Annotated in this window: 24 protein-coding genes, 1 pseudogene and 1 riboswitch; of the genes and pseudogenes, 2 read left to right on the forward strand and 23 right to left on the reverse strand. The window is 48.2% G+C overall.

Annotated features, from left to right (window positions below; genetic code table 11):
• Positions 1–64: 64 nt before the first annotated feature.
• The 19 genes from EIM92_RS21055 to EIM92_RS21145 form a co-directional block, all read right to left on the reverse strand.
• Positions 65–778 carry a glycosyltransferase gene (locus EIM92_RS21055; protein WP_125084513.1) on the reverse strand — a complete coding sequence of 238 codons (714 nt, stop codon included), beginning with the start codon at positions 776–778 and terminating at the stop codon, positions 65–67.
• On the reverse strand, positions 775–1707 hold the full coding sequence (locus tag EIM92_RS21060) for an NAD-dependent epimerase/dehydratase family protein (protein WP_125084514.1): 933 nt from the start codon (positions 1705–1707) through the stop codon (positions 775–777). Before EIM92_RS21060 ends, EIM92_RS21055 begins: the two co-directional genes overlap by 4 nt.
• Positions 1700–2530, reverse strand: a complete 831-nt coding sequence (locus EIM92_RS21065) for a dTDP-4-dehydrorhamnose reductase family protein (RefSeq protein ID WP_125084515.1) — start codon at positions 2528–2530, stop codon at positions 1700–1702. Before EIM92_RS21065 ends, EIM92_RS21060 begins: the two co-directional genes overlap by 8 nt.
• On the reverse strand, positions 2527–3513 hold the full coding sequence (locus EIM92_RS21070) for an SDR family NAD(P)-dependent oxidoreductase (protein ID WP_125084516.1): 987 nt from the start codon (positions 3511–3513) through the stop codon (positions 2527–2529). The genes EIM92_RS21065 and EIM92_RS21070 overlap by 4 nt, the downstream gene beginning before the upstream one ends.
• The gene (wecB, locus tag EIM92_RS21075) at positions 3503–4597 is read right to left on the reverse strand and encodes a non-hydrolyzing UDP-N-acetylglucosamine 2-epimerase (RefSeq protein ID WP_125084517.1); all 1095 of its coding nucleotides are present in this window, start codon (positions 4595–4597) and stop codon (positions 3503–3505) included. Before wecB ends, EIM92_RS21070 begins: the two co-directional genes overlap by 11 nt.
• 29 nt (positions 4598–4626) lie before the next feature.
• Positions 4627–6042 carry a glycosyltransferase family 4 protein gene (locus tag EIM92_RS21080; protein WP_125084518.1) on the reverse strand — a complete coding sequence of 472 codons (1416 nt, stop codon included), beginning with the start codon at positions 6040–6042 and terminating at the stop codon, positions 4627–4629.
• A gap of 64 nt (positions 6043–6106) precedes the next feature.
• Entirely contained in the window at positions 6107–7240 is a 1134-nt protein-coding gene (locus tag EIM92_RS21085) for a CgeB family protein (protein ID WP_125084519.1), read from the reverse strand.
• 36 nt (positions 7241–7276) lie between these two features.
• On the reverse strand, positions 7277–8383 hold the full coding sequence (locus EIM92_RS21090) for a CgeB family protein (protein ID WP_125085303.1): 1107 nt from the start codon (positions 8381–8383) through the stop codon (positions 7277–7279).
• A 200-nt stretch (positions 8384–8583) separates the two neighbouring features.
• The gene (locus EIM92_RS24375) at positions 8584–8943 is read right to left on the reverse strand and encodes a hypothetical protein (protein WP_246021097.1); all 360 of its coding nucleotides are present in this window, start codon (positions 8941–8943) and stop codon (positions 8584–8586) included.
• Complete coding sequence (locus EIM92_RS21100) at positions 8937–9248, reverse strand: alpha-helical endospore appendage domain-containing protein (RefSeq protein ID WP_125084520.1); 312 nt, start codon at positions 9246–9248, stop codon at positions 8937–8939. Before EIM92_RS21100 ends, EIM92_RS24375 begins: the two co-directional genes overlap by 7 nt.
• A complete protein-coding gene (locus tag EIM92_RS21105) occupies positions 9245–9598 on the reverse strand; it encodes an alpha-helical endospore appendage domain-containing protein (protein WP_125084521.1) in 354 nt (117 codons plus the stop codon). Before EIM92_RS21105 ends, EIM92_RS21100 begins: the two co-directional genes overlap by 4 nt.
• Positions 9599–9622: 24 nt before the next feature.
• On the reverse strand, positions 9623–9910 hold the full coding sequence (locus tag EIM92_RS21110) for a nucleoside-diphosphate sugar epimerase (RefSeq protein ID WP_125084522.1): 288 nt from the start codon (positions 9908–9910) through the stop codon (positions 9623–9625).
• Positions 9911–10032: 122 nt separating this feature from the next.
• A complete protein-coding gene (locus EIM92_RS21115) occupies positions 10033–11391 on the reverse strand; it encodes a glycosyltransferase family 2 protein (protein WP_246021098.1) in 1359 nt (452 codons plus the stop codon).
• Positions 11388–12491, reverse strand: coding sequence for a GT-D fold domain-containing protein (locus EIM92_RS21120; protein WP_211344397.1), 1104 nt, complete (start codon positions 12489–12491; stop codon positions 11388–11390). Before EIM92_RS21120 ends, EIM92_RS21115 begins: the two co-directional genes overlap by 4 nt.
• Before the next feature lie 44 nt (positions 12492–12535).
• Complete coding sequence (locus tag EIM92_RS21125; RefSeq protein ID WP_125084523.1) at positions 12536–13267, reverse strand: sugar phosphate nucleotidyltransferase; 732 nt, start codon at positions 13265–13267, stop codon at positions 12536–12538.
• A 26-nt stretch (positions 13268–13293) separates the two neighbouring features.
• A complete protein-coding gene (locus EIM92_RS21130) occupies positions 13294–14040 on the reverse strand; it encodes a glycosyltransferase family 2 protein (protein WP_125084524.1) in 747 nt (248 codons plus the stop codon).
• Positions 14037–15143 (reverse strand): glycosyltransferase, encoded by a 1107-nt coding sequence (locus EIM92_RS21135; protein ID WP_246021099.1) that lies wholly within the window; start codon positions 15141–15143, stop codon positions 14037–14039. Before EIM92_RS21135 ends, EIM92_RS21130 begins: the two co-directional genes overlap by 4 nt.
• A 5-nt stretch (positions 15144–15148) precedes the next feature.
• On the reverse strand, positions 15149–15964 hold the full coding sequence (locus EIM92_RS21140) for a glycosyltransferase family 2 protein (protein ID WP_125084525.1): 816 nt from the start codon (positions 15962–15964) through the stop codon (positions 15149–15151).
• Between the two features lie 238 nt (positions 15965–16202).
• Entirely contained in the window at positions 16203–17201 is a 999-nt protein-coding gene (locus EIM92_RS21145) for a glycosyltransferase family 4 protein (RefSeq protein ID WP_125084526.1), read from the reverse strand.
• 362 nt (positions 17202–17563) lie between these two features.
• Between EIM92_RS21145 and EIM92_RS21150 the strand changes: the two genes are divergently transcribed.
• A complete protein-coding gene (locus EIM92_RS21150) occupies positions 17564–18670 on the forward strand; it encodes a YheC/YheD family endospore coat-associated protein (RefSeq protein ID WP_125084527.1) in 1107 nt (368 codons plus the stop codon).
• Between the two features lie 66 nt (positions 18671–18736).
• Here the strand turns inward: EIM92_RS21150 and EIM92_RS21155 are convergent, their stop codons facing one another.
• The 3 genes from EIM92_RS21155 to EIM92_RS21165 are packed head-to-tail and all read right to left on the reverse strand — an operon-like array spanning position 18737 to position 21828.
• Positions 18737–19537, reverse strand: coding sequence for an energy-coupling factor transporter transmembrane component T family protein (locus tag EIM92_RS21155; protein WP_125084528.1), 801 nt, complete (start codon positions 19535–19537; stop codon positions 18737–18739).
• Positions 19534–21219 (reverse strand): ABC transporter ATP-binding protein, encoded by a 1686-nt coding sequence (locus EIM92_RS21160; RefSeq protein WP_125084529.1) that lies wholly within the window; start codon positions 21217–21219, stop codon positions 19534–19536. The genes EIM92_RS21155 and EIM92_RS21160 overlap by 4 nt, the downstream gene beginning before the upstream one ends.
• Positions 21220–21222: 3 nt before the next feature.
• Positions 21223–21828 carry an ECF transporter S component gene (locus tag EIM92_RS21165; RefSeq protein ID WP_246021100.1) on the reverse strand — a complete coding sequence of 202 codons (606 nt, stop codon included), beginning with the start codon at positions 21826–21828 and terminating at the stop codon, positions 21223–21225.
• Positions 21829–21935: 107 nt separating this feature from the next.
• Positions 21936–22046, reverse strand: a riboswitch (TPP riboswitch).
• Between the two features lie 154 nt (positions 22047–22200).
• Here EIM92_RS21165 and asd point away from each other — a divergent pair.
• Entirely contained in the window at positions 22201–23025 is an 825-nt protein-coding gene (gene asd, locus EIM92_RS21170) for an archaetidylserine decarboxylase (RefSeq protein WP_125084531.1), read from the forward strand.
• A 408-nt stretch (positions 23026–23433) separates the two neighbouring features.
• Here asd and EIM92_RS21175 read toward each other — a convergent pair.
• Positions 23434–24728, reverse strand: a pseudogene (locus EIM92_RS21175) (IS1182 family transposase); the annotation flags it as partial.
• Positions 24729–24998 lie beyond the last annotated feature (270 nt).

Below are 24998 nucleotides of genomic sequence, written 5' to 3' on the forward strand. Positions count from 1 at the left end.
GACAGGTCCCTTAGGGTAGATGCTCATATTGAAAAACCATGGTCATACAATCGATGAATGCAACTTAACGTCGATGATGAAGCAGCCGATGCAGCCCACGCTTGTAGCGCTGCTGCACAGCAGCGATTTCCTGGCCAATCGCTCCCTGGTGCCGGATCGTTCCCATACCGGGATGACGTCGATAAGCCGTAAGAGTCTGATTCAAATAATGGAACGGAATGCCAGCTATTAGAATTCGATGCCATAAATCATAGTCATGGGTATAGGGAAGCCGTTCATCGAACAAGCCTATGCGCGCAAGCAAGCTTCGTTTGATCATTACCGTACATCCGTTCACCGGATTGCCCCGTTGAAAAGTTAACAGCATTTCCCGGCGAGTCATAGGCGAGGTTCCTGCACTATATTGAACCGTCGCTCCGTTCTCGTCGATATAATTGAAGTTCGTATGGGAAATGAGCGCTTTATTCCGCAGCATAAACTCAAGCTGAGCACTGACTTTATCTGGATAGAACATGTCGTCCGAGCTCAGCCAGGCGATATACTCCCCGGAAGCATGGCGTATTCCATGATTTAGAGCCGTTGCCGTCCCTCCATTCTGCTTGCCCAAATAGTAAATACGATGCTGATAGGATGACAGCAGCTCCACATATGACGTAGATCCGTCATCCACCACGATAATTTCTACGTTCGGATAAGTCTGATTCAAAGCGCTTGATACAGCTTGCTCTATATAAGGACAATTATAAAAAGGGATAACAATACTTACTTTCGCACTCATATTGGGTTCGTGTCCTCCCTTCGGAAATACTGTAAAATATCGCCAACCGAGGTTTCCCATGCAATCGATGGACTCCAGCCTAATTTCATCAAGGCTTCTGGCTGAACGATCGAAGCTGCTGACAGTTCGTCAGCATGCTTGCCTCTGGTTCCCTCATCAAACGGGCACTCTACCCTTGCCAGGCTTATAAAGGATTTGCATACCTCGCCAAGACTTCTTTCAACCCCCGAGCATACCGGATATACCTCACCCGGAACGCCTTGATGCAGCAGCAGTTCATAAGCATCGACAGCGTCCCTGACATCAAGGAAGTCTCTTGTCGCTTGCGCTGACGACAGACGAAACGACTGCTTTGCCTCTCCTCGTTCGAGCGCGGCAATATGCCTGGCAAGAAGAGAGCAAATGCCGGTTGACGGACCCGGTCCAACCAGGTTGCTGGGTTCGGCCAATATGATTCTCTGTTGAAACAATTTTCCCCACGCCAGCGCTACAATCTCCTGAATCGATTTGCTCAGGCCATAAGGATGAGTAGGTTCGACGGGAAGACTTAGATCGAACTTTAACCGGGAACCCGCAATTAATATCATTACTTCCTTGTATCTGCGGAGAGCACTTAGCAAATGCACGGTAGCCATAATGTTGCTTTCCGCATAGAGCACAGGGTTCGCCCAAGATTCTGAAACCGAGTTTTTACCAGCTAGATGAAGGACATATCGAGGAGTAACGCGTTGGACAACTTCTTGTACCTGACCCGGCTTATTCATATCGCAGACATAATAGTCCACCCCACTTATGGGAGGCATTGCTTCAAGAGAAGCACGGGTGCGGACAACGGCGGCCACTCGATAGCCTTTCTCGGCCAATTTCCGGCAGGCATGCCGCCCTGTAAATCCTCCGGCTCCAGTTATTAGAATGACTGAGCTACTCATCGTCCTTCATCCACTCGGCCATTTCTTCGATCATATCTCGGAATGTGGGCAGCGCAAATTGTACGTCCTTTCGAGTAGATACCAGAGTACGATCGATAGACGGTTCGTCTGTCGGCACAATTGTGACGTCCTGCTTATTCCATATTTCCTGAAACAGCTTCAGCATATCGTATTTCGTGACGATTTCAGGATGAGCCAGATGCACGAGTCCCGAAAGAGAGGATTCGAGCACAGAATCAATCGCCTTTGCTAATTGAATGGTTGTTACTCCGTTCCAGGGAACGCGCCGGTAGCCGTTCACCTTCCCTTGTTGACTTAAAAACCACTGCAGCAGCCCGATCCCCTTACCTCTTATTTCCGGCCCGATAATTGATGTGCGGATCGTAAGATGCCCTTCATCGCGCACCTCACCGAGCGCCTTCGTAATCGCATAAGTAGATGTGCCGTCTGTCGCATCATTTTCTTTATATCCTCCTTTAGTGCCGAGGAAAACGCAGTCCGTACTAATATGAATCAGGCGAGCAGATAGATCCCCCGCCGCCCTACGCAGACGATGAGGAAGAAATCCGTTGATATGATAGGCCGAAATTTTATCTTGATCAGCAAAATGATTCAGAACCCCAACCGCATTGATAATGACATCCGGCCTTACAAGCTGGAGAGCTCGATCTACTGCCGATATATCATCAACGTCAAGAATGAGCGACCCGGGATCGCTCACGTCCCGGGTCGTATAGAACACGTGATGCTTCCCTTGTCGCTGGAAATAACGAACTAATACATGACCCGCCATGCCATTACCGCCTACGATCAATATTTTCATGATATAAACCCTCCGCGAATCAACAGATTCCGAATCTCGTCTTTATTCATCAGATTATGCTCCGAGCTGAAGCTGTCGAAGGGCACAAAAGGATAATGTCTATAACGCTCTTTTAATTCCGGAAAATCCAAGGTAGGCAGAATAACCAAATATTCACGGTCATAGACGATGGTAGTCATGCTTTCATATTCGCTCATGAGGATTTCATGGATTTTCTCGCCAGGACGAATTCCTGACTCGATGATCTCCACATTTTCTTTGCCAGATGCTTCAATCAGTACTTCAGCCAGATCAGCGATGCGACAGGTCGGCATGGACATAACGAAAATTTCTCCGCCGATGCTCTCAATGGAAGCCTTGAAGAGCAGGCTTATAGCATCAGGCAAAGTAAAGAAGAACCGCGTCATTTTCATGTCCGTAATGCGAACATGATTTTTATTCATAATTTGATTTTTGAATAAATGAATGACACTGCCATTCGTGCCCAGCACGTTGCCGCCCCGAACGCAAACGAATTTCGTCTCTTCCTGCAGCAGGTTGGCATAGACAATCAGCTTCTCCCCGATCGCCTTGGTCATACCGTAGAAATTCGACGGATTGGCAGCCTTATCCGTTGAAATATACATTACTTTCTTCACTTTGTTTTCGATAGCTGCTTCGATCACATTCTGCGTCCCGATCACGTTAGTCTTCAACGCTTCATAGGGCTGATCCTCGCAGACGGGTACGTGCTTCAATGCAGCCAGATGATACACGATATCCACGTGCTGGCATGCATCCGTCAGAGCTTCTTTATCACGAATATCCCCGATGCGAAAGGTGAGCCTGTCATCCTCGAAAGCGCGGCTCATGGCTACCTGCGTAGATTCGTTTCGCGAATATACGATAACCTCCTTCGGCCCCTGCGTAAGAAGCTGCTTAACCAGCTCGTACCCCCATGAACCGGTTCCCCCGGTAACGAGTATGACTTGATTAGTGAACATTCGCCTTCCCTCCAAGTACGAATTTGACAACCTTATGCGAAACTCGCTCCTCTAAATAACCTTCGGGACAAGTCCAGTTTCGCTCCAGCTCGGTCATTAACTGCACCGCGGCTGCGATTCTGCTTGAATCGAGCCCGGATACGACATTGCTGCCGCAATCCACAGTTTCAGGCCGCTCTGTCGTACGGCGAATAGTTACTGTAGGAACCTGCATAATACAGCATTCCTCCTGCACAGTACCGCTATCTGTCAGGGCGCAGCGGGCATGCCGCTCCAGATTGACGAAATCAAAAAATCCAAAAGGTTCGTGAAACTCGACCAGAGGATTCATTTGAATCTTCAAATCCTTGCCGATGCGGGATTTCGTACGAGGATGAATACTGCAAATCAGACGCTGGCCATAAGCCTCAGCGACCTTGTTCAAGCCCTCCATAATTTCCTGCAAATGAACAGGGTGATCCACATTCTCCGCACGATGTGTCGTAACAATGAAATATTCCCCCGGCTTCAGCTTCAGTCGGCCAAGGATATCGCTGCCGGCAATGGAGGGCTCGTAATGCTTCATAACCTCATAAATCGGATTGCCCGTTAAAATGATTCGCCGGCTCGGAACACCCTCAGCAATGAGATGCTGCTTGCTTTGCGGAGTATATGGCATATTAATCGTAGATATCGCATCGATCAGCTTGCGATTCTTCTCTTCGGGCACCTCTAGATCAAAGCAACGGTTCCCGGCTTCCATGTGGATTACCGGAATTCCCATCCGCTCCGCCAATATGGCACATAGAGCACTATTCGTGTCGCCAAGCAGCAGAACCCGATCCGGCTTTTCCGATTGCAGAATGTTCTCCATCTGAGAAAACATGGCGGCTAATTGATTTCCGAGTGAAGTATTCCGGTTCTGGAGAACATAATCCGGCTGCCTGAGACCAAGCTCCTGAAAGAAAATATCACTGAGGCTGGAATTGAAATTCTGTCCTGTATGCACCAGCACATGCTTATCGGCATAACGATCCAGCAGGGGAATAATCAAGCTCAGCCGAATGATTTCCGGACGTGTGCCGAGTATCGTCATAATTCTCACTATCTCATCTCCCTGTTGAAATTCTCATTTTATTTCTTTTTCTTTCGCGCGCTTTTTTGACTGACCCGCCTTACTCTGCGAAGTTTACGGCTTCCTCGATTATTCCGTTTATTTCTTCCTGCCTCGCGTTGCCGCATTGCTCGACTTGGCCTACGAGCCGAAGCAGAGGACACTCGCCGAGTCTTTCGAGCACGACGACGCTTTTTTGCTTTTACTTTAGATGCTGCAGAGCGGGGCACCCTCTTTAAAGCTGGAGTACTACCTACCGGCAAGCTGTTGATCTGGCCAAGTATAACTTGCAGATTGGCTTCGTATGCCTTCGGTCCAAAACATGCCTCGATTTGAATTCGATTGTTGTTGCCAATGGACTCTATCTCCCCTGGTTGTTCGAGGATCGCTGAGGTTTTCGCGCTGAGTTCATAATAATTTCCTGTGCTGGCGAGATACGACTGATTGCCCGTTAAACTTAATATTTCTTCCAGTCCACCAGATGCATAAGCGACGACGGGCTTACCGAGGATCATCGCTTCCATTGCCGTAAGTCCAAAGCCTTCATCCTTCAGGCTGGGAATAATTACGACATCCATTGCACTGAAAGCCGATTCGACGTTAGCAACATAATCAATAAATATGAATCTCTCAGCATAAGCGGATTCGCTGACCCTTCGTCTAAGTTTGCCGTAGAAAGAATCATTGTTTTTTGCGCCGATGACTACAAACCGGCTCTCCTCATGCTTTTCTGCTATTTCCAGGGCTGCTTCAATAAAATGATCAGATCCCTTCTCGGCGGTCAAATAAGATGATATATAGCCGATCAACTTCTCCGTAGATGCCACCTTCCACGCGAGCCTTTGCTGCTCCCGCAGCTGCGGCCACAAGTCAGGATTGAATTCCTTCCAGACCCACGAGGGATAGAGAAGGCTAAGCTTCTCCGCAATGCTCTCTCGTATAGGAGCAGCCGCAGATTCAGAGATGCAAATGATCCAGTCGCTGTACTGATCGATAATCTTAACGGAATCCCCAGCATACTCATTATTGGAAATGACCTCGGTTATATGCCAAATTACAGGTATGGAAAGAGCCTTTGCCGCCATGGCCGGGATAACATGGACACTAGTATTTACTAGTACATAATCCGGGCTTTCATGGGACAGAAGTCGAGACGTTTCAACAAATGAAACATCCCTCGATAGCCCCTCCGCTTGCTCTGCAAGTCCCTCATGTGGTTGACACATCCCGTACAGGAGCGGAATATGATGCACGATCGTTCTAATGCCGCTTTGAGCTGCCAAGCCTGACAACGCGCCTTCCTTAGGAACGACAATGACACATTGATAATATGCCGATAATTTCAAAGCGAGAAAAAGCAGCAGCTTCTCTGCCCCTGTAATGTTTTTTTTGTTACAAATGTGCGAGAACAATAACAGCTTCTTTGTGCTAGGCATAACGATCTCTCCTCATAAGAAGCATAGGAGATCCTCACCTCCTCGTCCTGTAATGAATGGCAGACTAGCCAAAAATCCGGCTAAACATTTCATGGATGCGATGGGAATAGGTGTGCTCGCGATAAGTTCTCTCCAAAGCGCGAAGAGCGATTTCACGACGCTCAGTCTCATGCGTCAGATAATAATTCACTTTCTCATACAGCTCGCTTGGACTGCTGAAGGTTTCTATCTCCTGACCAGGGACATAAAAATTGCTCAAATCATCCCGAATATCAGCAAGCTGCAGTGTGGCGCAAGCGGATATTTCGAAGGTACGTGGATTGGGCGATGCAGCTGTAAGACCGACCGTATTATTGTTCACTGACTCATCATGCGGAGAACGATGCAAATTCAGTACAATCTTCGAACCACTGTACACTTCTGCTGTCTCGCCAGGCCCCATCCATTTCCCAATCTCTATTCGATCGGGATAAGATGCATATTCAGGCAGTCGATCCCACCAAATTCCATTAATGTTCAATCCTTTATCCATAAGCCCTCCGAGAATCGGCTGCAGGAATTGAATTCGATTCCAGTAAGCGGAGCCTATGAAGCTGATTCCCCGTCGAACGGCTGAGCGTGTTAGCGTCGGACGGTAATGCTCAACAAATGCTGCAAAAGGCAAATAATAAACATTTGCACAGCCTGCAGAGCGATAGAAATCCAAACAATTGCGCTCCAGGGTAAATACATAATCGTAATGTGGAGCGATTCTAGCGGTCATATCAGTGTAGTAGGGATCATCCGTTAACCAAATCGCGGTTCGAATTCCATTCGCTCTTATGGCATCGATTTGCTCAACGGGCAATTCCATTCCATCCAGTGCAAGCACCAAATCTGGCTTCGTGCTTATCGCGAGCTCCGATACCGCTTGGTTCGGGACAACTACGCTCACCTCCGTTGCCAGCGTATGAAGTGTAGCTATGATTGCTTCATCAATTGGAGAATAAGGATAGCCTTTACCTGAGGACACATAGAGCACGTTCAAGGATCTTTTTGGAAAAATAAGGCGCGCTGCCTCCACAATCGCTTTCGCCCTTCCGCGCAAGTATCCCTCGTCAAAGCCATCCTTTAACCCCGCTTCCTTTCCTCTCCGGCTCGAATCATGTACTTCACCCTCTCTTAGAGGCATTGACTGTAACTGCGAATGAACGAACATATTCTCACTCCTTCTTCTAACGTCGTAATCGCTTATTCAAACCGCTTTTAAGTTTGTCACTTCAGCGAGCAAGCGGCCAATGCGTTCATGGAACGTATGCCTTTGCCTTGTCGTCCATAATGACCGCCAAGCGATTTGAAGACGTTCTTGATCATGGGTCAGGTAATAATCAATTTTGTCACGAAGCTCAGCGGTATCAACAAATGTTTCAATGTCATAACCCGGTTTATAATGGAGCGTTAAGTCGTTGCGGATATCCGTAATTTGCAAGGTTCCGCATCCACTGATTTCGTAGGTTCGCGGATTGATCGAACTCCCCGGAATATTCAAACCATTTCGGTTGTCCGACCCGGCGGCCGTAGGACGATGCATATTAACGATGATTTTCGCACCGTTATAATAAGACACCGTTTCTTCCGGCATAATCCAATCGGTTCGGATGAAACGGGAAAGCTGTCCATAGTTCGCTAAACGATCCCAATGCTGGCCTGCGATAATTACTTTCTTATCCTGCAGATACGATGCCAGTTGATCGAACAGCTCGACCCGATTCCAAAAAGCATTGCCAATAAAACAAATATCGTAGCGGTATTCCGGTGACGAACGCATCGGGCGGAACATTTGGGGATTTGCAGCCAGCGGAAGGTAGTGAACATGCTGGCAGCCAACTTGTCGATAAAGCTCAACGCATTCCATTTCATGTGTAAATACAACATCATAACTTTGAGCCAATCTTACCGTATCGTCCGTAAAATAAGGATCATCGACAAACCATACTGCTGTATGAATTCCCATAGCACGAATGGATCGAACCTGTTCTTCATGATCGGGAGGAAAGACATGAAGTCCATTCATCACCAGCACCAAATCGGGTCGTGTTGAAGCAGCCATATCCAACGCCGATTCAGGAGCGGCAACAATGCATTCTGCTGTCAAGTCGTTCAAGGCTTCTGTAACCCCGCGATCGATCGCCTCGAAGCCTTGAGGAATATAAAGTACACGATAATGGCTTTTGCTAGGTGTGTTCGGCTTCGCAATTCGCTCCAGGATCGCCTGGCATCCGCCGAACCGATAGCCTTCAAGATATCCATCCTTGAAACCTTCGCCAGCATCTGACTTGTTCAAACTATTCAAGGCATTCATCCTATCTGTAATGAAATTTCCTAGGTCTGTATAAATATATGCGTTGAGGGCATGTGCATCATGGACGACTACCCGGAACCCCATAAATTGGCGAATGCCTTGCACTTCAGTCATTTGAATGCGTAACCTATTACATTAAATACTCCTTAAAAAACAAGCGGGCTCCCCCGGTTACCCGGCAGAAGCCCGCTTGCTTGCATTCAAACTCTATTCTTGTAGGCCAACTTATGGCCATCCTCGAAGCCCTTCGAGAAACCCGAATTGAACCCCGCCTGGTAGGCCTCATCATAGGCTTGCTGATATAATGCAGGATCATGCATATTTGACGCCTGCATAGATACGGCCTGTTCCGGTACCGATGGTAAGACTGGAATAGCCTGCTTAGACAAGCGTGCCTTTCTTCGCCGTAATCTCCTTTTCCTAGCTTGATAGCTTTTTTTTCTGCCGAAGACCCTACGCTTGCGTTTAACGAACGGCTGGCGCTTACCACCTGTTCTTGTTCTGAGTCTTTTGCGTTTGACTAGCTTTCGGCGTTGCCGCCGAGGTTTGGTCGTTAACATTCATAATCCTCCCATTCTCCTCGGGCTGCCTTGTTTGCAGGGTAGCAACTCGTCATAATCCAGGGCTTTGAAGGAGTTCCATAATGTACTTGATGCAGAGTAATACCGCATACCGTTTCGGCTATGGCCTGTTGATATCTACTTAAGGCCTGAATATTCTGTGCCAAATGCCGAGCCGTTCCGGCCGAATGATCCGAAACATCTGCCAGACTATTCAAAATCCGTGCCATTGCCGTTTGGCTCTTGGCGATGGAGTCTATCAATCGCAGCTTGGATGCCTCGACAGATCCATTAACCGACATCATTTCTCCGAACCCTCCAAATCAAAGGAGCCGCTGAACAATCCCCCGAACTCATCATCACCACCAGGAGCGGACTCGTCACCATCAGATACAAATACAGCTTTCAAATTGCTGCAAAATCCGTTCTGAAGCTTCGTTAATCCGTCTATGACCTCAATGAGCTGCTCATGGATATTCAGCGGTTCGGACAGCATTTTCTCATGGCTATCAAAGCTGCCCCCATGGACATGATTCAGCATCCAGTTGCGCACCTTTTCGGCTTCTACCGCTTTTGCCTCCAGGATCATTGAGACGTTCCATTGCACCTTTGCAGCGGCATCCAACATATTCAAAAAAGATTTCTCTATACTCATCGTATCATCCTCACTCGTAACTACTTATTCTTCGTCCTGATCTTTTAATTCCTTAATCACGAGCTCCAAATTTTCGGCCATGGCCTCCTCCAAATCAGCAATCGAATTTAAATAGGCGACAACACTCTTGTTAATACGCCCTGCGCTTTCGACTAACCCGTCCGTGCCATCAAAGGCCGGTTCAGCATCAGGAATAGCATGAATAATCTGCGCGATGCGAACCACAACGTGTCGCTCAGCATCGATGATTCTCGCGATCTGCCCATGGGAATGGGACATATGAATGAGCATATCCGTGATTTTCTGATCCACCCGGATTCCTCCTACTTCTCTCGATTATGCCGGGAACGACTATGTAGTTCATAACCGGTCCCGGGTTCACCTGATCCAGCATATGCTAAGGCCAAGTTCATCGTTACTCCGAACAGTTAATATTATAAATCTTCCGATCTCAAATAAGGGGGCGGCAATATTGGGGGACCTTCCCCGTATCTCTCCAATAACTCGGGATCCGCTGGATCAACTTGGACAGGCAGTCCCCAAATCTCGCAAGTATAGGCGGAGACAATCTCGCGTAATCGTTCCCGGTCAAGTTGATACCGCTTGCCGTCTCCGGTTTGAATGACTACGCCTTCCCGCAAGCCAGCTCTGATGTCAGCTAGTTTATGCGGAGCCGGACCTACTCCAGTAGGGATTTTCATTAAATCAATCACCGACAGCCTGACCGGGCGGCCGGGCAAAAATCTCTCATCAATTGAATCCGATATCGGATACTTCACCCCATGCTCCAACCAAAAACGCTTGCCGAAACATCCTTCAACCCAGACATGCGTCGGGTAAAAGTCTACTGAGCTTAGGGAGGGGACCTCTTCCTTAATTTCCTTTATACGCTTAAGATGTTCCCGGGAATTCCCCCATTTTTGTTTAAAAAAATGCTCATTCTTGGCGTTAACTGCGGCAAAGCCTTCCGCACCAAGCTTCTTCATTGTCACGCTCCCGATATGATGGACGAAGGTATCCCCCGCAATCATCAAACGCTTGCCTTGCAGCTGTAGGCGAAGCATCCAGTCATCATCCTCGAAATTACCGATCTGGTATCCCTCATCGAAATAACCAACATCTTCGAAGGTCTCCCGCCGTAACAATAGGCAAAAGCCGACAAGCCGGTCAGTATAATGCCATCTGGATCTATCGATCTTATTGTAATTTGCAGCGAATATCTCCATTTCCTTCAGATCATTATAAACAGCTTCAATTTGCTGATCCCCACTGATATAATTTGTGACCGGACCGACTGCCGCAGCATCCTTATTGTTATTTAGAACCGTTAACAACTGGGTCAGCCAGCGCTCCGTAACGAGAACATCGTTATTTAACAGTACGATGGTGTTTCCCTTGGCCATCATTAATCCCGTATTGACAGCACTGGCAAATCCCAGATTCTCAAGATGGACACCAACGCGAATCGAACCCTTCTTCGACCAGAGCGCTTCACAGGTTCCATCTATGGAGCCATCATCCACCACAATGATTTCATAAGGCTGCTCAGTGTGCGACTCAATGCTGGTAATGCATTGCAGCACTAAATCTTTTTGATTATATGTCGGAATTATGATGCTAGTGCCTTCAAAGGGGGCAGCAAAAGCACGCAGCCCTTCTATTAAACCCTGGGTATATCCTGCTTGAAGCCCACTCTTGTATTTCTTATCAGATTTCATCTTTGAGCGCCTCAGTGCCTCTTCCCGCTCTCTCTGTACGGCGCGATGCCACGACTCATACCTGACACTTCTCATTTATTCACCTCCAAGCCGGGCAGCAGAGAAGTTTCGCCAGGCTCGAACTGATTAGCCAAATGCCCCAAATCAAACGACACTTTGCCGAGTTCTTCAGCGATAGTCGCGCAAATCACAACAGCGGCCACACCTGCCGCAACGAGGGCAAGTTCAAATTCGAAGGACGTGGCTTCTTTCATTACACGCCTAACATCATGCACTCCGTTAACAGGAGTGATGATGCCATTGACTTTAAAACCATGATTACTCAGCACATTAGCCAAACCACCCGCTTTATTACCGATCAGCAGCAGCTTCCTCCCCCGGAGCATGGGATAGAGAAGGCCTTGCTCGTGCAGCGCATAATTGACCGTCGAGGTAGTCATTTTCAGCTCACGGCAGGATATCCCCAGTTGCTTCAGCACTGGAAATAATAATCCTTGGAACGAGGGATGCCGCGACTCGGGAATGCCAATAATGCTTGCCTTATGCAAGGAATCCGCCAAAGCACTCCGCGCCGCTTCGTCCGGTAAAATGACACCCGCGTAAGGCAAAAAACTTCCCCAGGCTCGCGCCTGCTCTGTGGATATAATCATGTCATGCGCCAATGTGAGCAGTTCTCCGTCACCAAGACGAACGACAGAGAATGGCTGCCGCTGGTCTAAAGCCCGACCAATTTCCGCGTAAACTTCCGTGGGAGTCATAAGAGGGACTAGCAAGGAAGCTGCTTGCTGAATACCGCGGGCGATCACGTCTTCAATGGTCAAATCGGGCAGCACGGTGTATGGGGGGAGCTGCCGGCAAAGCCGGCCCTCCCCGCCCTCGTAATAACCCTGGCGATACCCCTCCTCATACTTAGCATTAACGGCTGCGACGGCGCCATTTTCCGTGGACAGTTGATCCTGCAATTGATCCCCAGTCCCTGCAGTCTCGGTGTTTTGTACATGCTCCGGCAAACGCTGATCGGGTTGCGCAGACGGAGGAGCTTGGTGAAAGCGCCTTTTGACTGTATTTGACTGCTGACGTGACAGCTTTCTATAACGGGCTTGGCTTAAGCCAAGCATCCTTTTTTTTGAATTCCGTTTTCGTCTTGCAGGGCGCTGGCCGCGTCGGTTCCCCATGTATGCTAGCTCCCCCCTTCTCGTTCAATATGCCTGCACTATCTTTAAGGAAGCACTCCTCTCATCCGCGTCCCAGCCTCCAGCAGGGATTCAAATGTCCCGGCATCCCCCCACCATAATTGAAGGATATCGTATTCCAGCTTCCCAGCCCTGGCATATAAATTATTCACATCGGTAATTTCCAGCTCTCCCCTTGCAGACCGGTCAATCTTACCGATACGCTCAAATACCATATCGTCATACATATATATTCCCGTCACCGAGTAATTCGATTGCGGCTTTTCCGGCTTTTCTTCAATATACGAAATCAAATCAGGCTGAGATGGATCAAACACCGCAACCCCATATCTTCTCGGATCGTCAACCGGCTTCAGCAGCACTCTAGCGCTTCCATACGCTTGCTTCATGAAGCTTTGGACGTAAGGCGTCAAATCGTCTAAGAACAAATTGTCTCCCAGCAGAACCACGAATTTCTCCCCTGGAGCAATAAAGCTCTGAGCCAAATTTAGGGCTTCGGCAATGCCGCCCGCGGTCTCCTGTACACGAAAGACCAGATTCACTCCAAAGTTCTCCCCGCTGCCTAAGTAATTCGTATAAAGTTCTGCGGACTGCTTGCTGATGATGAGGAGAATGTCCGTAATTCCCGCTTGCCGGAACCGTTCAATGCCGTAACTGATCATCGGATAGCTTCCGACCGGGAGAAGATGCTTGTTAACGATTCGAGTCAATGGATGAAGACGAGTCCCAGTCCCTCCCGCCAAAATAACACCTTTCATATGCTCCCCTCCTCCAAAGCTGTTTTTTACATATAAATCCACGGGTCAATTCCCCACTTGTCGATGAACTTCCGGCGATTGCGCTCCAGCAGAGAGTTCCAGCCATCCGGGTGCTTAGCCGCAAAGCTGGCGCTCCCCTCATGATATACCAGTGTATCCCCGCTAATGAGCAGCCGGAATCCTTTCTCGCGTGCCCGATAACAGTAATCATCGTCCTCATAATGTCCCGGAGAAAAGCGTTCGTCGAACCGTCCTACGAAATCCCACAGCTGTCTTCGAAATAAAAAACATAGACCAACAAGACGTTTGACCTCCTGCCACTTCGTTGGGTCGGACTGGTTGTGTCTCTCTGCCATACGCATGAATTCCTCCAGTGTAGTCCATGCCACATCTACCTTCTGGCGTCCACTGGCGTAGTTGGTTACAGGGCCAACTATGCCGACATCACCGGCACTGTACAAGGCTCGCAGCATGTTCGACAGCCAGCGAGGTGTGACGATAACATCGTTATTCAGGAGCAGCAACTGCTCTCCGGTAGCAATTGTCAGTCCACGGTTGCATGCTGCGGGAAACCCTTCGTTAGTCGGCAATGCAATAAATGTAATCCCTGCTTGAATGCAGTACTCCTGTGTTCCGTCCGTAGAGCCGTTATCAACGACGATAATTTCATATGGCACTTCAGTATTGCAGCGAATCGACTCGATACAAGAGGTCAATAAGTGAAGACCATTATGACTCGGGATAATGATGCTGGTGAGCCTGGTATCATTCATCGGCTATTCCTCTTTCTTGCCAGCTTGGACCGCGGCATTCTCGTCATGTTCAGTCTGACTCCTTGCTGCTCCATCACCGCTTGGAAAGCCTCGATGTGATCGCCTAAAATAAGTCTCGCCATCTCATTGCCCTCCCCGATATTCCCGCTACGCATCCGATTCCTCTTCACAACATCCACCGAATTTGGGGCCCGGATGGCCATTCCCTGCACGATGGCCAACGCTTGGGCCTTGGGAGGCACAAGCAACGAACGCACTCCTAACGAGACAATTGCTCTCCGGGATAAAGCATGAGGAACGGCAGTCAGCGAATTGGCTTGTAAATCAGGCCTGCCAAGTACGTAATTCAGAAACATTTTGCTGCGGGTTACAACATCCTGTTTAGAAAATGGCGGAAGATAAGGGGTAATATCGTTCAGCACAACGTCCGCTCCCTTATCGATCTCCAATAAGAAGGGCGCCAGATCTTTCGCTTCAAATAGAATATCGCCATCTACGAATAGTACCGCATCCCCGGTTGTCAGCGATGCTCCTATGCTACGCGCAACATCGTGCCCAAGGCGTTCAGGGTAGCAAACTACAATAATTTTGTCACCCCTGTTAATGGCGTGATAGCTGCGATCCTTGCACCCGTTCAGGATGACTATAATTTCCTTGATCGGCAGGCGGCTTAATTCCGAGATGACGGCCGCTACTGTCTTCTCCTCATTGGAAGCTGATACGACCGCAGATACTGTTCCCCGCAGCGGTAACGGGATACCGAGCAAAGGCTGCTTTGCGATCATATTATATCCCCGGCGGTAAGCACGGGAGACGCCCAGTATGCTCCGACAAGTCAACGCTTCATGTACCGTTGCCTTGAACCAATTCAGCAACGTGGATTGCATATGATCATACGAAAGGGAGCATTCTGTCTGACCGGCCGCAGCTGAATATCCCGCCTTATAAGCGCGGCGCTCGTACTCTCCCAGTCCGACCTTGCCTTGCGCTCTGCCCTTACCTGATTTCAGAAAGGGCAACTTGCGATTCATACGGCTGCGTGTTTGAGCTTTCATGGCAGGCCGCTGCAATCTGATCGGCTTCTCCAGCTTACTTTTCGACACGCCCCTCACCTCACCTTGTCACGTTGACGGCCGAGATCGCTATATCCTCCGCGCGAACCGCGTGCAAGAATGAGCCGGTAAACAGCCTCCAAATGATCCCCAACAATCAGACTGGTCAGCGGGTCATCTTGCCTGCCTCTGTATTTGACCGGATTCATTCTTCCTACCTGAACGGAATGAACGGCCCGTACCTTAAAGCCGCGAAGCAAGGCTTCGACCATAGCTAACGGCGGAATTTCAAGCGCTTCATAACCGATGGCGTCAATTACCCGTCGGCTCATGGCGTGAGGTACAGCCGTCAGGGAGGCTCCTTGCAAATCAGAACGACCCAGCAATGCATTCAACGAATGTTTTGCCACAACGACTGGATGGATCTTCCGTCCTCCCGTAGGACCCGAATAATCATTAAGGGCCACGTCCACTCCATCTAATACGGCCTTAACAAAAGGGCGGAGCTCGGCAACCGGAATAATCATATCGGCATCAATAAATAGTAGTATTTGCCCTTTTGCCGCTTCGGCGCCGACCCGGCGACCTACGTCGTGTCCAAGCGGCTCGTCGGCCGTAATGACGTGTGCTCCCCATTTCCGGGCAATAGCGGGTGTACCATCGGTCGATCCGTTAGCCACGACGATCGTTTCGCAACAGGAATCAATCCTTGCAGCTTGGCGTAGTACACCAGGTAAGGTAGCTCTTTCGTTCATCGCCGGAATGATGACGGACACGAGCGGGTTCGGATGATTGAACACGCGCCCAATCGGCCGCTTATCTTTCTTGGTTTGCCGTTTAGCACCGCCTGTAAGTCTGCGCTTTCTCAGCATAATTTCACCTCCAAGCTTCGATACTCGAAGCAAGGTAGAACGAATAGGGCTCTTTGTACGTTTCCCTACAGTGTATGTGGCTCAGCAAACGTTGTAACGGCAAACGTACAGACCTTTTACCGCCAGATCTCTGCTAGAATCACCATTCTAAAAGACAAGCTGCGTGATATATAAATAGCAAAAAGACTATTCTCGATTTAACGGAGTAATCCGCACGAAAATAGCCTTTCAACTCCTATTACCCTCCAGTTTTCTCACCTTTCATTAAATGAACCCATCGAGCAGCGGTATACTGCCAACGGAATCTTCGAAGAGCCAATTCCCGCCCTGCCAGCCCCAGCTTTTTGCTTTGTTCTTCGCTGCTGAGCAAGCCCGTGATTCCCTGTGCCAAATTTTTTGTTAGCGAAGCTGGCGGCAGCAGCAACCCGGATTCTCCATCGATAACCACTTCCGGGATTCTCCCTACCCGACTGGCCATGACCGGAACTGCGGAGGTCATTGCCTCATCATTTACCAATCCAATGGCTTCGTCTTCCTCCGAGGGGACGACCACAAGATCAGCTAATTTATACCAGTTAACAATGCTTGGATAAAGAGAATAAGGAAAAAATAGCACTCTATCCTTAAATGGCTCCGCCATTTTCTTCAGGCGCCGGACGTACCTGCTCTCCCGATTAATCCCATAATACGCGCTGCCTACGATAACCAACATGGCATCCTTCTCCTGACTCAATATCGACGGAAAGGCATTTAGCAAATGATGGACGCCCTTAGAAGGAAGCAGCCGCCCGATATACATGATGATTTTGCGCCGACTCCATCCCAAGTCCGCAAGTCTGACCTGCCGCAAGTATTCCCCTGGCGAAGTCCAGCGAGGCGTGAAGTCTTCAAGACTTGCGCCAAAAGGATTCACGGATATCAATGCCTGGATCGATGGAAAACGCTGCTGAAGCTGCTTTTTTAAATACTCGTTATTCACAATGATCATATCGACGCTATCCAGTATGTAGCGCATACGCATTTCTGGCTGATAAGAGGCGGAAAAGAACAGGGTCGAATGAAATGTTAGGAATACCCGAGCCATCGGCAGCCTATTCTTCAATTGATAGGCGAGCAGCGGGCGGTTATGAACATCCACAATATCGGGATGCCATTTCTTAAAATGTCTCAGCAAAGAGGAGAGATATTGCCTGCCGCCAGGCATGCGAAAGCACGGAATCTGTTCAAACTGTCCCAAATTAGGAATCTGGCCATCCGATAAGCCGAATATTCGTATGTCCAGCTCACTCTACGCAAAAGGAGCCATCTCCTCAATCACCCGCTCAACGGAACTGCTATGTCCAAAAGGAATAACGAAGGTACCCGGAGTAATGACTGCCACTTTTTGTCTGCTCATACACCCTGATTCCTCTCTCCAAAATTAAACCCTTAACCTAAAATATGCACCATTTGTCGCCGAGGTGTAACGCACGGTAAAAATCAAGCCGCTCATGGTCATCACGATTAAAACAGGCTGTTGATGCAGCACAGTCGTCCACGCCTTTAAGGTACTGTCACATAAATTGAATCAGAAGTCGCATACAAAAAGGAGGAAAATCCATGGGGCAAGACCATATCGGTATTCTGCTTAACTCCAGCATGTACCGGGGAATTCCCCAGCGAAAAACCGGCCAGGAATCGATAGCCAACTATGAAGAAGCGGCACGGGCTAACGGATTCATTCCTTGCTTTCTAAGATTGGGAGATATAGATGCCGGAAAACACAGCAGCATTGCATATATACGGAACGGTAGCGACTACGTCAGAATGACGATTCCCACGCCTAAGGTCATCCACAATCGTGCCTTGTACAGGGACGCATCCGCCCACCGTAAAATTCGCAGCCTTGCATCCCAGGGCATAAGCATATTCAACCTAAACAACCGTTATGGAAAGAACGTCATCCATCGCCTGTTGCAAGAGGAGCCACGTCTAAATCAGTACCTTCCGGCAACTGCAGAACTTAGCGCTGCCTCACTAAGCAGTATGATGTCAAAATACCACGACCTCATTCTTAAACCTGTGCGCGGGTCAGTTGGGGATGGAATCATGAGAATGCAGCGGGATAGCCTTGGCTGGAAAATCACTTATCCCTCTAAATCCAGAAGGAGCTGGACCACCGAGAGATTTGGCAGAGATGGCATGCCAGCCCGGCTTCAGCGACAATTCAACCAGATCACTTATCTCATTCAGGAGCGCATCCCCCTCGCCGAATATGAAACAAGACCATTGGATTTGCGAGTGACCGTTCAGCGCGGTGCATTCGGCGAATGGGCTATTACCGGGATGTTCGTCAAAATTGCTCCGCAAAACAGCTTCTTATCCAACATCGCCAAAGGCGGTTACCCCTATCCCATTCACGTGTTGACTAAATGCATCCCCGCCCGGCTCATACCAGATGTCCTCTCCCACGTAGAAATGCTGTCCCTCTCCATTGCCCGTCATTTATCAACACGACTCCCCCTGCTCGCCGATCTCGGAATTGATATCGGGTTGACACAGGAAGGACAGCCTTACTTCATCGAGTGCAACGGGAGGGATCAGCGGCACGGCTTTCGAAAAGCTGGACTGACAGAAATATGGAAAGAGACGTACCGGCGTCCAATAAATTTCGCAAGATATTTATACGACCGCATCAACCTGAATAAATTACGGAGCGAAGCATAACTTGGTGACAAAAAAATAGAAGTCCGATTCGTCTAGCGAACCTGGACTTCTATTCGTTGTCTGCATTCAATATCTTACATCGGTAATGCCAAATAACGGGTACAGATGTGACAAAGAATAAGCTGCCGCTAAAGCTATAGCCAACAGTATTAACAGCCCTAAATCATATAGCGTAAACACAGACGAATAATAATACGTTCTCCGGCGACTGTTGTGAAAAGCCTTGGACTCCATAGCTATCGCTACACGATGCGCCCGGCGGATGCTCTGGGATAGTAACGGCACAGCATATAGTTTCGTCTGCTCGACCCAGCCCCGCATGCCCTGAGCATGCCGCACCCCACGTATTTGAAGCGCGTTCCTCCTGATTTGGAACTCTTCCCAAACCATCGGCAGGAGCCGTACAGAAGCCATAAAACTATAGGCATATTTCGGGGCCAGCTTCACCTTCTGCATCAGGGCATAGAACAAAGCGACCGAAGAAGTCGTTAGCACATACAGCAGTCCCTCGGCAGCGAATGTAATCGACTTAAAGCCGATATGAATCCCTCTATAGAAGCTCTCCTCCGAAATGCGGATAATTCCCCACTTCCACCATAGCGTATCCCCTTTACCGAATAAGACCATAGTGATGGAGGAAGAGACAAAAACGAATAATAAGGGGAGGATCAGAATCAGGATTTTCCATGGCGGATGCCCGCTCATCAGAAATAGCACAAGGTAGATGACAATCGCCTGGTAAACGATAAAATCCAAGCTATGTGTAAACAAGGTCAGCAGGAACAACCCCAATATAATACCCAGTTTTGCAGCAGGATTGGCCCGGTGCAGCCAAGTTTCTCGCGTGGGCGTTAGAAATTTCCTCATCGTTTTCCCTCTTCCTGCGTTTGTTTTCCTTCTTGCTGTGTTTGTTGTCCCTCTCCCTGCGTCTGTTTTCCCTCTCCCCGCGTTTCCTGTACTAGACTATCCCTCAGTTGCTTCATTTCTTCTCCACGCTCCGTAAGCTGCTGGGAGATCATCTTTCCCTCCCGTACCTCCCAACGCTGAGTGGCGATAATATCTGCAATTTTCTCCTCATGCGTAACCATGACGATCGCCGTCCCTAGACGACGAAGCTCCTCGCAAACTTGCAAAATAGCAAAGGTATTTACGGCATCCTGCCCGAAAGTTGGCTCGTCCAGCAAAAGTATCGGCTTATCCAGCACGGCAGCGCCAGCTACACTTAGTCTACGCTTTTGCCCAAGGGAAAGCTGATAGGGATGCCGATGGTCCAAGCCCTTCAGGCCGAAGGTACGTAATGATTTGTTCACCTGTTCTAAGACAACTTCCTCAGACAGTCCCTCCTGTCGCAAGGAAAAGGCAATTTCCTCTCCTACCTGCTCAGCTACGAACTGAAATTCTGGGTTTTGAAACACAAAACTGATTTGACTCGCAGCCTGTTTCACCTGCTTTTGCCGCTTCTTCCATCGCACCCTCCATTTCCGCACGTGCTCATCACGATCCAATGGCTGTCCCTGCAGCAAATAGCTTCCCTCCGAGCTAAGCAAGCCCATCAAGCTTAATAGCAAAGAGCTTTTTCCCGCGCCATTCGGCCCGGTAATAGCAATGAAATCTCCTGGTGCAATGGATGCATGCTCTACATCAATTACCGATTTCCCATGTCTCAGCCCTCGGAATTGAGACAACTCCAGCAGTGCTTCTGCCTGTACGGTCAACGGCGGTTTGGGCAGAACCGGCTCAAGGAGCGCTTCTCCTTCCGGTGAAGTGAAGAAGTGCTCCCAGACGCCAGGATACCAAATTCCGAATTCCTTCAACTCGGATTGGTACATGCTGAACACCTCTTGAGGCGCTCCTTCGCCAAGCATTTGTCCTTCCGGGCCAAAGAGAATGACTCGGTCTACAAAGTCAGCGATTTCCTCAATCCGGTGCTCTACAATAATAAGCGTTCGATCTGGCGAAATTTTCTTCACCGTATCCCATATCTGCTCACGGCCTTCCGGATCAAGCAGCGCAGAGGGCTCATCAAGGAACAGCACCTGCGGATTTGAGAGCAAGACAGAGGCCAGGGCCAGCCTCTGCTTCATCCCCTGGGATAAGGAATCTATCTGCACATGCAGCTCCGGCAGTTGAAGTCCGACCGCTCGAAGCACCTCATCCATTCTCCCTCGCATTTCGCTCCGGGGAACCGCCAAATTTTCCAGTACAAAGGCCAACTCCTCATCCACATAGGGCATGCAAAATTGAGTATCTGGATCCTGGAATACAAATCCCCAAGACGCAGGCGGATACTGATCCTTACAGCGCATGGGCACCTCAACGAGTGAAGGGATAATGCCCGATAGCACCTGTAACAACGTTGATTTTCCGCTCCCGCTCGGCCCCAGCAGTAACACCTTCTCGCCCTGTCGAACATGGATAGTAAGATCTTTAAAGACAAAACGATCTTCGCCTGGAAACTTAAGCCTAAGCTCGGTTACGCCCGCAGCTATGTCCGCAGCCTGGTTATGCCGATCGCTTACTGCGGCCCCTGATGTCAGTCTAGGCACCATTGCTTAATCGTCCAGTGCAGCGTAGTCTTTATCTTCGACAGGCCGTAGAAGATTCGTTACCCCTGTTGCTTCTACCGCTTTAACGATGGCATACGCCAAGTATCCGCAAATGAGAGCCGAACTGACAGCGCGCATGCCGTATTTGGCGAATAACAACCAGGTTTGATAGTCCTGGATGTAGCCGTAATAAATATCGGGAATCAGGGAACCTACCGCTGCGCCTATCCCGGCCAAAGCCGCCACGGATGCCGAATAGTTCTTGTAACGGAATGCTGCGAAAACAAGTTCAGCTCCGAGACCTTGAAGCACGCTGTACATGACAAGTTGTATCCCCCACTCGCTGCCGAACAATATCGATACATGCGCTGCGGCAATTTCGGCGATTAACGCTACACCAGGCTTACGAATCAGCAAAAACACAAGCGTAGAAGCCATAAACCACATTCCATAGACAAGCTCATCCGCCTGCGGAAAAAACGAAAACAAATTATAAACCGCACTCCAGAAGTAATAAACGACTCCCAGAACAATCGACACTAGGATTGTTACGAGCAAATCGCTCAGCTTCAATCCCCGGCCACCTCTTTTTTGGACTGCTCCCTGTACCACATACATCTCTCCTTCTTCTTAACTTCCTCATAGAATAGTATGGCTAAAAAACAAAAAAACCGACTGGATATGCTCAGGCGGCTGTTTATAGTTCATAGGCACGAAAAAACCTTGAACGACGAATTATCTACGCTGGCATTATCCAGATCAGATTAACGGTCAGCAGCGGATTAGCTGCAATCTCAGCCTGATTCTCTCAAGCTCCCGTATCCCTATTCGATTGACTTAACCATACAACAATAGCTGCCATACTAGCAAGTATAAATTAATTATTACAGCTTCGTTGTTGATTTAGTTTATATTATATGTCAATATAATCGAAAATGGAAAACGATAGCATACTTGTTCAGCAAAGTACTAGGGGGAACCAATTTGACCGCAAAATGGATGAAATGGATGACAGAGCTTACATCCCGAAAATGGATTTCCCGGCTCATGGGTCGGTTTTCTCATTCAGGAGTAAGCCGGCTCCTAATACCTACCTTCGCTAAGTCTTACGGGATTCCGCTGGATGAGGCCGAGAAGGACATTAAAGAATACAGGACGCTGAACGAATTTTTCACCCGCAAGCTAAAACCAAATATGCGTCCGATCCATCCCCTTCCGGAAGGATTAATCAGTCCTGTCGATGCATTAATTACGGCAATGGGAGACATTCAATCGGGAACGATCCTTAATGTGAAAGGCCAGGATTACTCATTGCAAGAGCTGCTCAATTACTCTCCTCGCACTGAAACATATAATCATGGTTATTTCTTCGTACTATATCTTAGCCCGACCGACTATCACCGCATTCACGCCCCCGTAACGGGACGCAAGCTGGAGAGCGAGCATATCCGGGGTAAAGTCTACCCCGTGAATGACTTTGGAATGAGACATATGCGAACGGTACTCAGCCGAAACGAGCGGCTCATCACTTATATTTCGCATAGCCTCGGTGAAGTTGCGGTTGTTAAAGTGGGCGCTATGAATGTAAGCAGCATTAAATATACAGATGCTGAAGCTACACAATGGAATCGTGGGGATGACTTAGCTTATTTCGAATTTGGCTCGACCGTCGTCCTGCTCATCGAAAACGGCACCTTTGAGCCGCTTCCTGAGCTTGATGTCGGCAGTAAAGTTAAAATGGGCGAGCCACTGGGAAGATTTTGCCCTGCAAAAAAAACTAAACGTGGCATCCAGCCTCCACTTGAATAACGATAAAGATATAGCAGGCCGTTCCTAACTCCGGGATGGCCTGCTCACTTTTATGACCTAAATTTAGGCTGTACTTTAATTTAGGCTACCTTTAATTCAGGCTACGCTTTATCCAGGCTAGCGATCTGTAAATTGCTCAGTCACAGATAGTTGACTAAATTTGGACTAGGCTTTTATTTTGGACTATACTTTAATTTAGGCTACGCTTTAATTTGGACTACGCTATTATTCAGGCTACGCTTTCATATTTTTAGACAACCTGCGTTGATCGCTTTCAAAATATCTAAATGTATTTCATCAGACTGTTGAAGTAATTGATTTTCTATGCAAGAAAACATACTTTCCACGGAAATCCAGAATCGAAAGGATTAAAATATAAGGTGAGTTCCCGTTTGTACGAGAAAAAAGCTTGGCTAGGTGCCTTGCTATTTTCTTAATGTTCTGCACTATGGCAGTCATCAGTGCTTGTTCCTGCACTTTTTCCCGGCCACGCAAACGGGAAATGCGAAGCCCATGGAGCACTTTGGCATCCGCGAAGCTTCGCTCAACTGTTTTACAACGGAGCTTATACAAGATCTGTCCTGAAGAGCTACGGTAATTCGCTTCTACTCGCTCTTTAAACCCTTCCCAAACATGCCGCTGAATTTTACGTTTACGATTTTTGCTTGATGTACAGCTATCCAATAATGGGCATTGGCCACATAAGTCAGGGTTGGACATATATTCTTTGTATCCATTGCGATTGGTTGTGTGGTAAGTCAGCTTAGATCCATTGGGACATATATAAGCGTCTTGTTGCGGGTCATAGGAAAACTCTTCTTTGGGTATAGTCCCCTCTGCTGTAGGGGCATTACGAGTAGCGATGACACTGAAAATACCCATCTCGCTTGTTTTTTTGCATATGTAGGGCGTCATATATCCTGAATCCAAAGCAACAGCTTCTAACGTATTGTGAAAGTCAAATGTATCGATCTGTCTTTGAAGTCTTTCTATATAAACGGTTGAGTCATTCACATTTCCAGGGGTAACATGGACATCCGTAATGAGATTGAATTTGTGATCGACTGTACGATGATCCAAATAATAAAACCCTTCGGGTTTACCTTTACGCTTCATAAAGCCACTTTCTGGATCGGTGTTACTCACTCGCAGTTTTTTTTCAATCGTTTCGTTTTCACGGGCGGCAGCGGCTTTTTTCCATGACGCTCTCGTTCTTGATTAACAGCTGTCTCCAATTCTTTTAAATATTCAAGGGGCGTTTCCGTCACAACTTGCATCGATGAACGATTTTTATTCGCGTTAGCTTGGATGTGCGTTGAATCAGTAATGAGAACACGTCCCCCTACCATGTTATGACGGATGGCCAAACGGACTACTTCGTCAAAAATGTCTTGAAAAATGGTAGATCCTTTGAATCGCACATTACGGTTGTAACTAATCGTCGAGTGATCCGGCACAGGATCCGTTAAGCCTAGACCGAGGAACCAGCGGTAGGCTACGTCCGTTTTAATTTCTTGCTCTAATTGCCTTTCGGAGTGAATGCCATACAAATAACCAATCAGCATCATTTTGAAAAGGCGAATCGGGTGAATTGGAGGCCTCCCTAATGTGCCGTGATAGTAGGGGCGAGTCATCTCCGTAATAAATGAAAAATCTACGTTTTCATCAATGATTCGTAGTAAATGATCTTTTGGTACAAGCATATCTATACTAACCAATTCAATTTGATTTCTATCTTGTTGAATGTTAGGCAATTCGCACACCACACTTTCAATATATTACCTATATTATACCAAATTAACGCGGTAATGTGATCTAGATAGGGGCTTTTTCAACAGTCTGATGAAATACAGCTAGTATTCAAATTCAAAATTAAAATTAAACTGGACTAGTTGGATAGAGCCCCTTGCTCTTCTAATGGAAACTCTTCTTCTAGCCAACCTTTCTTCTACTGCATACTCTAATGCGCACTT

Source organism: Paenibacillus lentus (genome assembly GCF_003931855.1).
Lineage (GTDB): Bacteria > Bacillota > Bacilli > Paenibacillales > Paenibacillaceae > Fontibacillus > Fontibacillus lentus.

Coding starts and splice junctions, on each gene's coding strand:
- EIM92_RS21055 (WP_125084513.1), bottom strand. CDS start 778: ATGAGTGCGAAAGTAAGTATTGTTATCCCTTTTTATAATTGTCCTTAT.
- EIM92_RS21060 (WP_125084514.1), bottom strand. CDS start 1,707: ATGAGTAGCTCAGTCATTCTAATAACTGGAGCCGGAGGATTTACAGGG.
- EIM92_RS21065 (WP_125084515.1), bottom strand. CDS start 2,530: ATGAAAATATTGATCGTAGGCGGTAATGGCATGGCGGGTCATGTATTA.
- EIM92_RS21070 (WP_125084516.1), bottom strand. CDS start 3,513: ATGTTCACTAATCAAGTCATACTCGTTACCGGGGGAACCGGTTCATGG.
- EIM92_RS21080 (WP_125084518.1), bottom strand. CDS start 6,042: ATGCCTAGCACAAAGAAGCTGTTATTGTTCTCGCACATTTGTAACAAA.
- EIM92_RS21085 (WP_125084519.1), bottom strand. CDS start 7,240: ATGTTCGTTCATTCGCAGTTACAGTCAATGCCTCTAAGAGAGGGTGAA.
- EIM92_RS21090 (WP_125085303.1), bottom strand. CDS start 8,383: ATGAATGCCTTGAATAGTTTGAACAAGTCAGATGCTGGCGAAGGTTTC.
- EIM92_RS24375 (WP_246021097.1), bottom strand. CDS start 8,943: ATGTTAACGACCAAACCTCGGCGGCAACGCCGAAAGCTAGTCAAACGC.
- EIM92_RS21100 (WP_125084520.1), bottom strand. CDS start 9,248: ATGATGTCGGTTAATGGATCTGTCGAGGCATCCAAGCTGCGATTGATA.
- EIM92_RS21105 (WP_125084521.1), bottom strand. CDS start 9,598: ATGAGTATAGAGAAATCTTTTTTGAATATGTTGGATGCCGCTGCAAAG.
- EIM92_RS21115 (WP_246021098.1), bottom strand. CDS start 11,391: ATGAGAAGTGTCAGGTATGAGTCGTGGCATCGCGCCGTACAGAGAGAG.
- EIM92_RS21120 (WP_211344397.1), bottom strand. CDS start 12,491: ATGGGGAACCGACGCGGCCAGCGCCCTGCAAGACGAAAACGGAATTCA.
- EIM92_RS21125 (WP_125084523.1), bottom strand. CDS start 13,267: ATGAAAGGTGTTATTTTGGCGGGAGGGACTGGGACTCGTCTTCATCCA.
- EIM92_RS21130 (WP_125084524.1), bottom strand. CDS start 14,040: ATGAATGATACCAGGCTCACCAGCATCATTATCCCGAGTCATAATGGT.
- EIM92_RS21140 (WP_125084525.1), bottom strand. CDS start 15,964: ATGCTGAGAAAGCGCAGACTTACAGGCGGTGCTAAACGGCAAACCAAG.
- EIM92_RS21150 (WP_125084527.1), top strand. CDS start 17,564: ATGGGGCAAGACCATATCGGTATTCTGCTTAACTCCAGCATGTACCGG.
- EIM92_RS21155 (WP_125084528.1), bottom strand. CDS start 19,537: ATGAGGAAATTTCTAACGCCCACGCGAGAAACTTGGCTGCACCGGGCC.
- EIM92_RS21160 (WP_125084529.1), bottom strand. CDS start 21,219: ATGGTGCCTAGACTGACATCAGGGGCCGCAGTAAGCGATCGGCATAAC.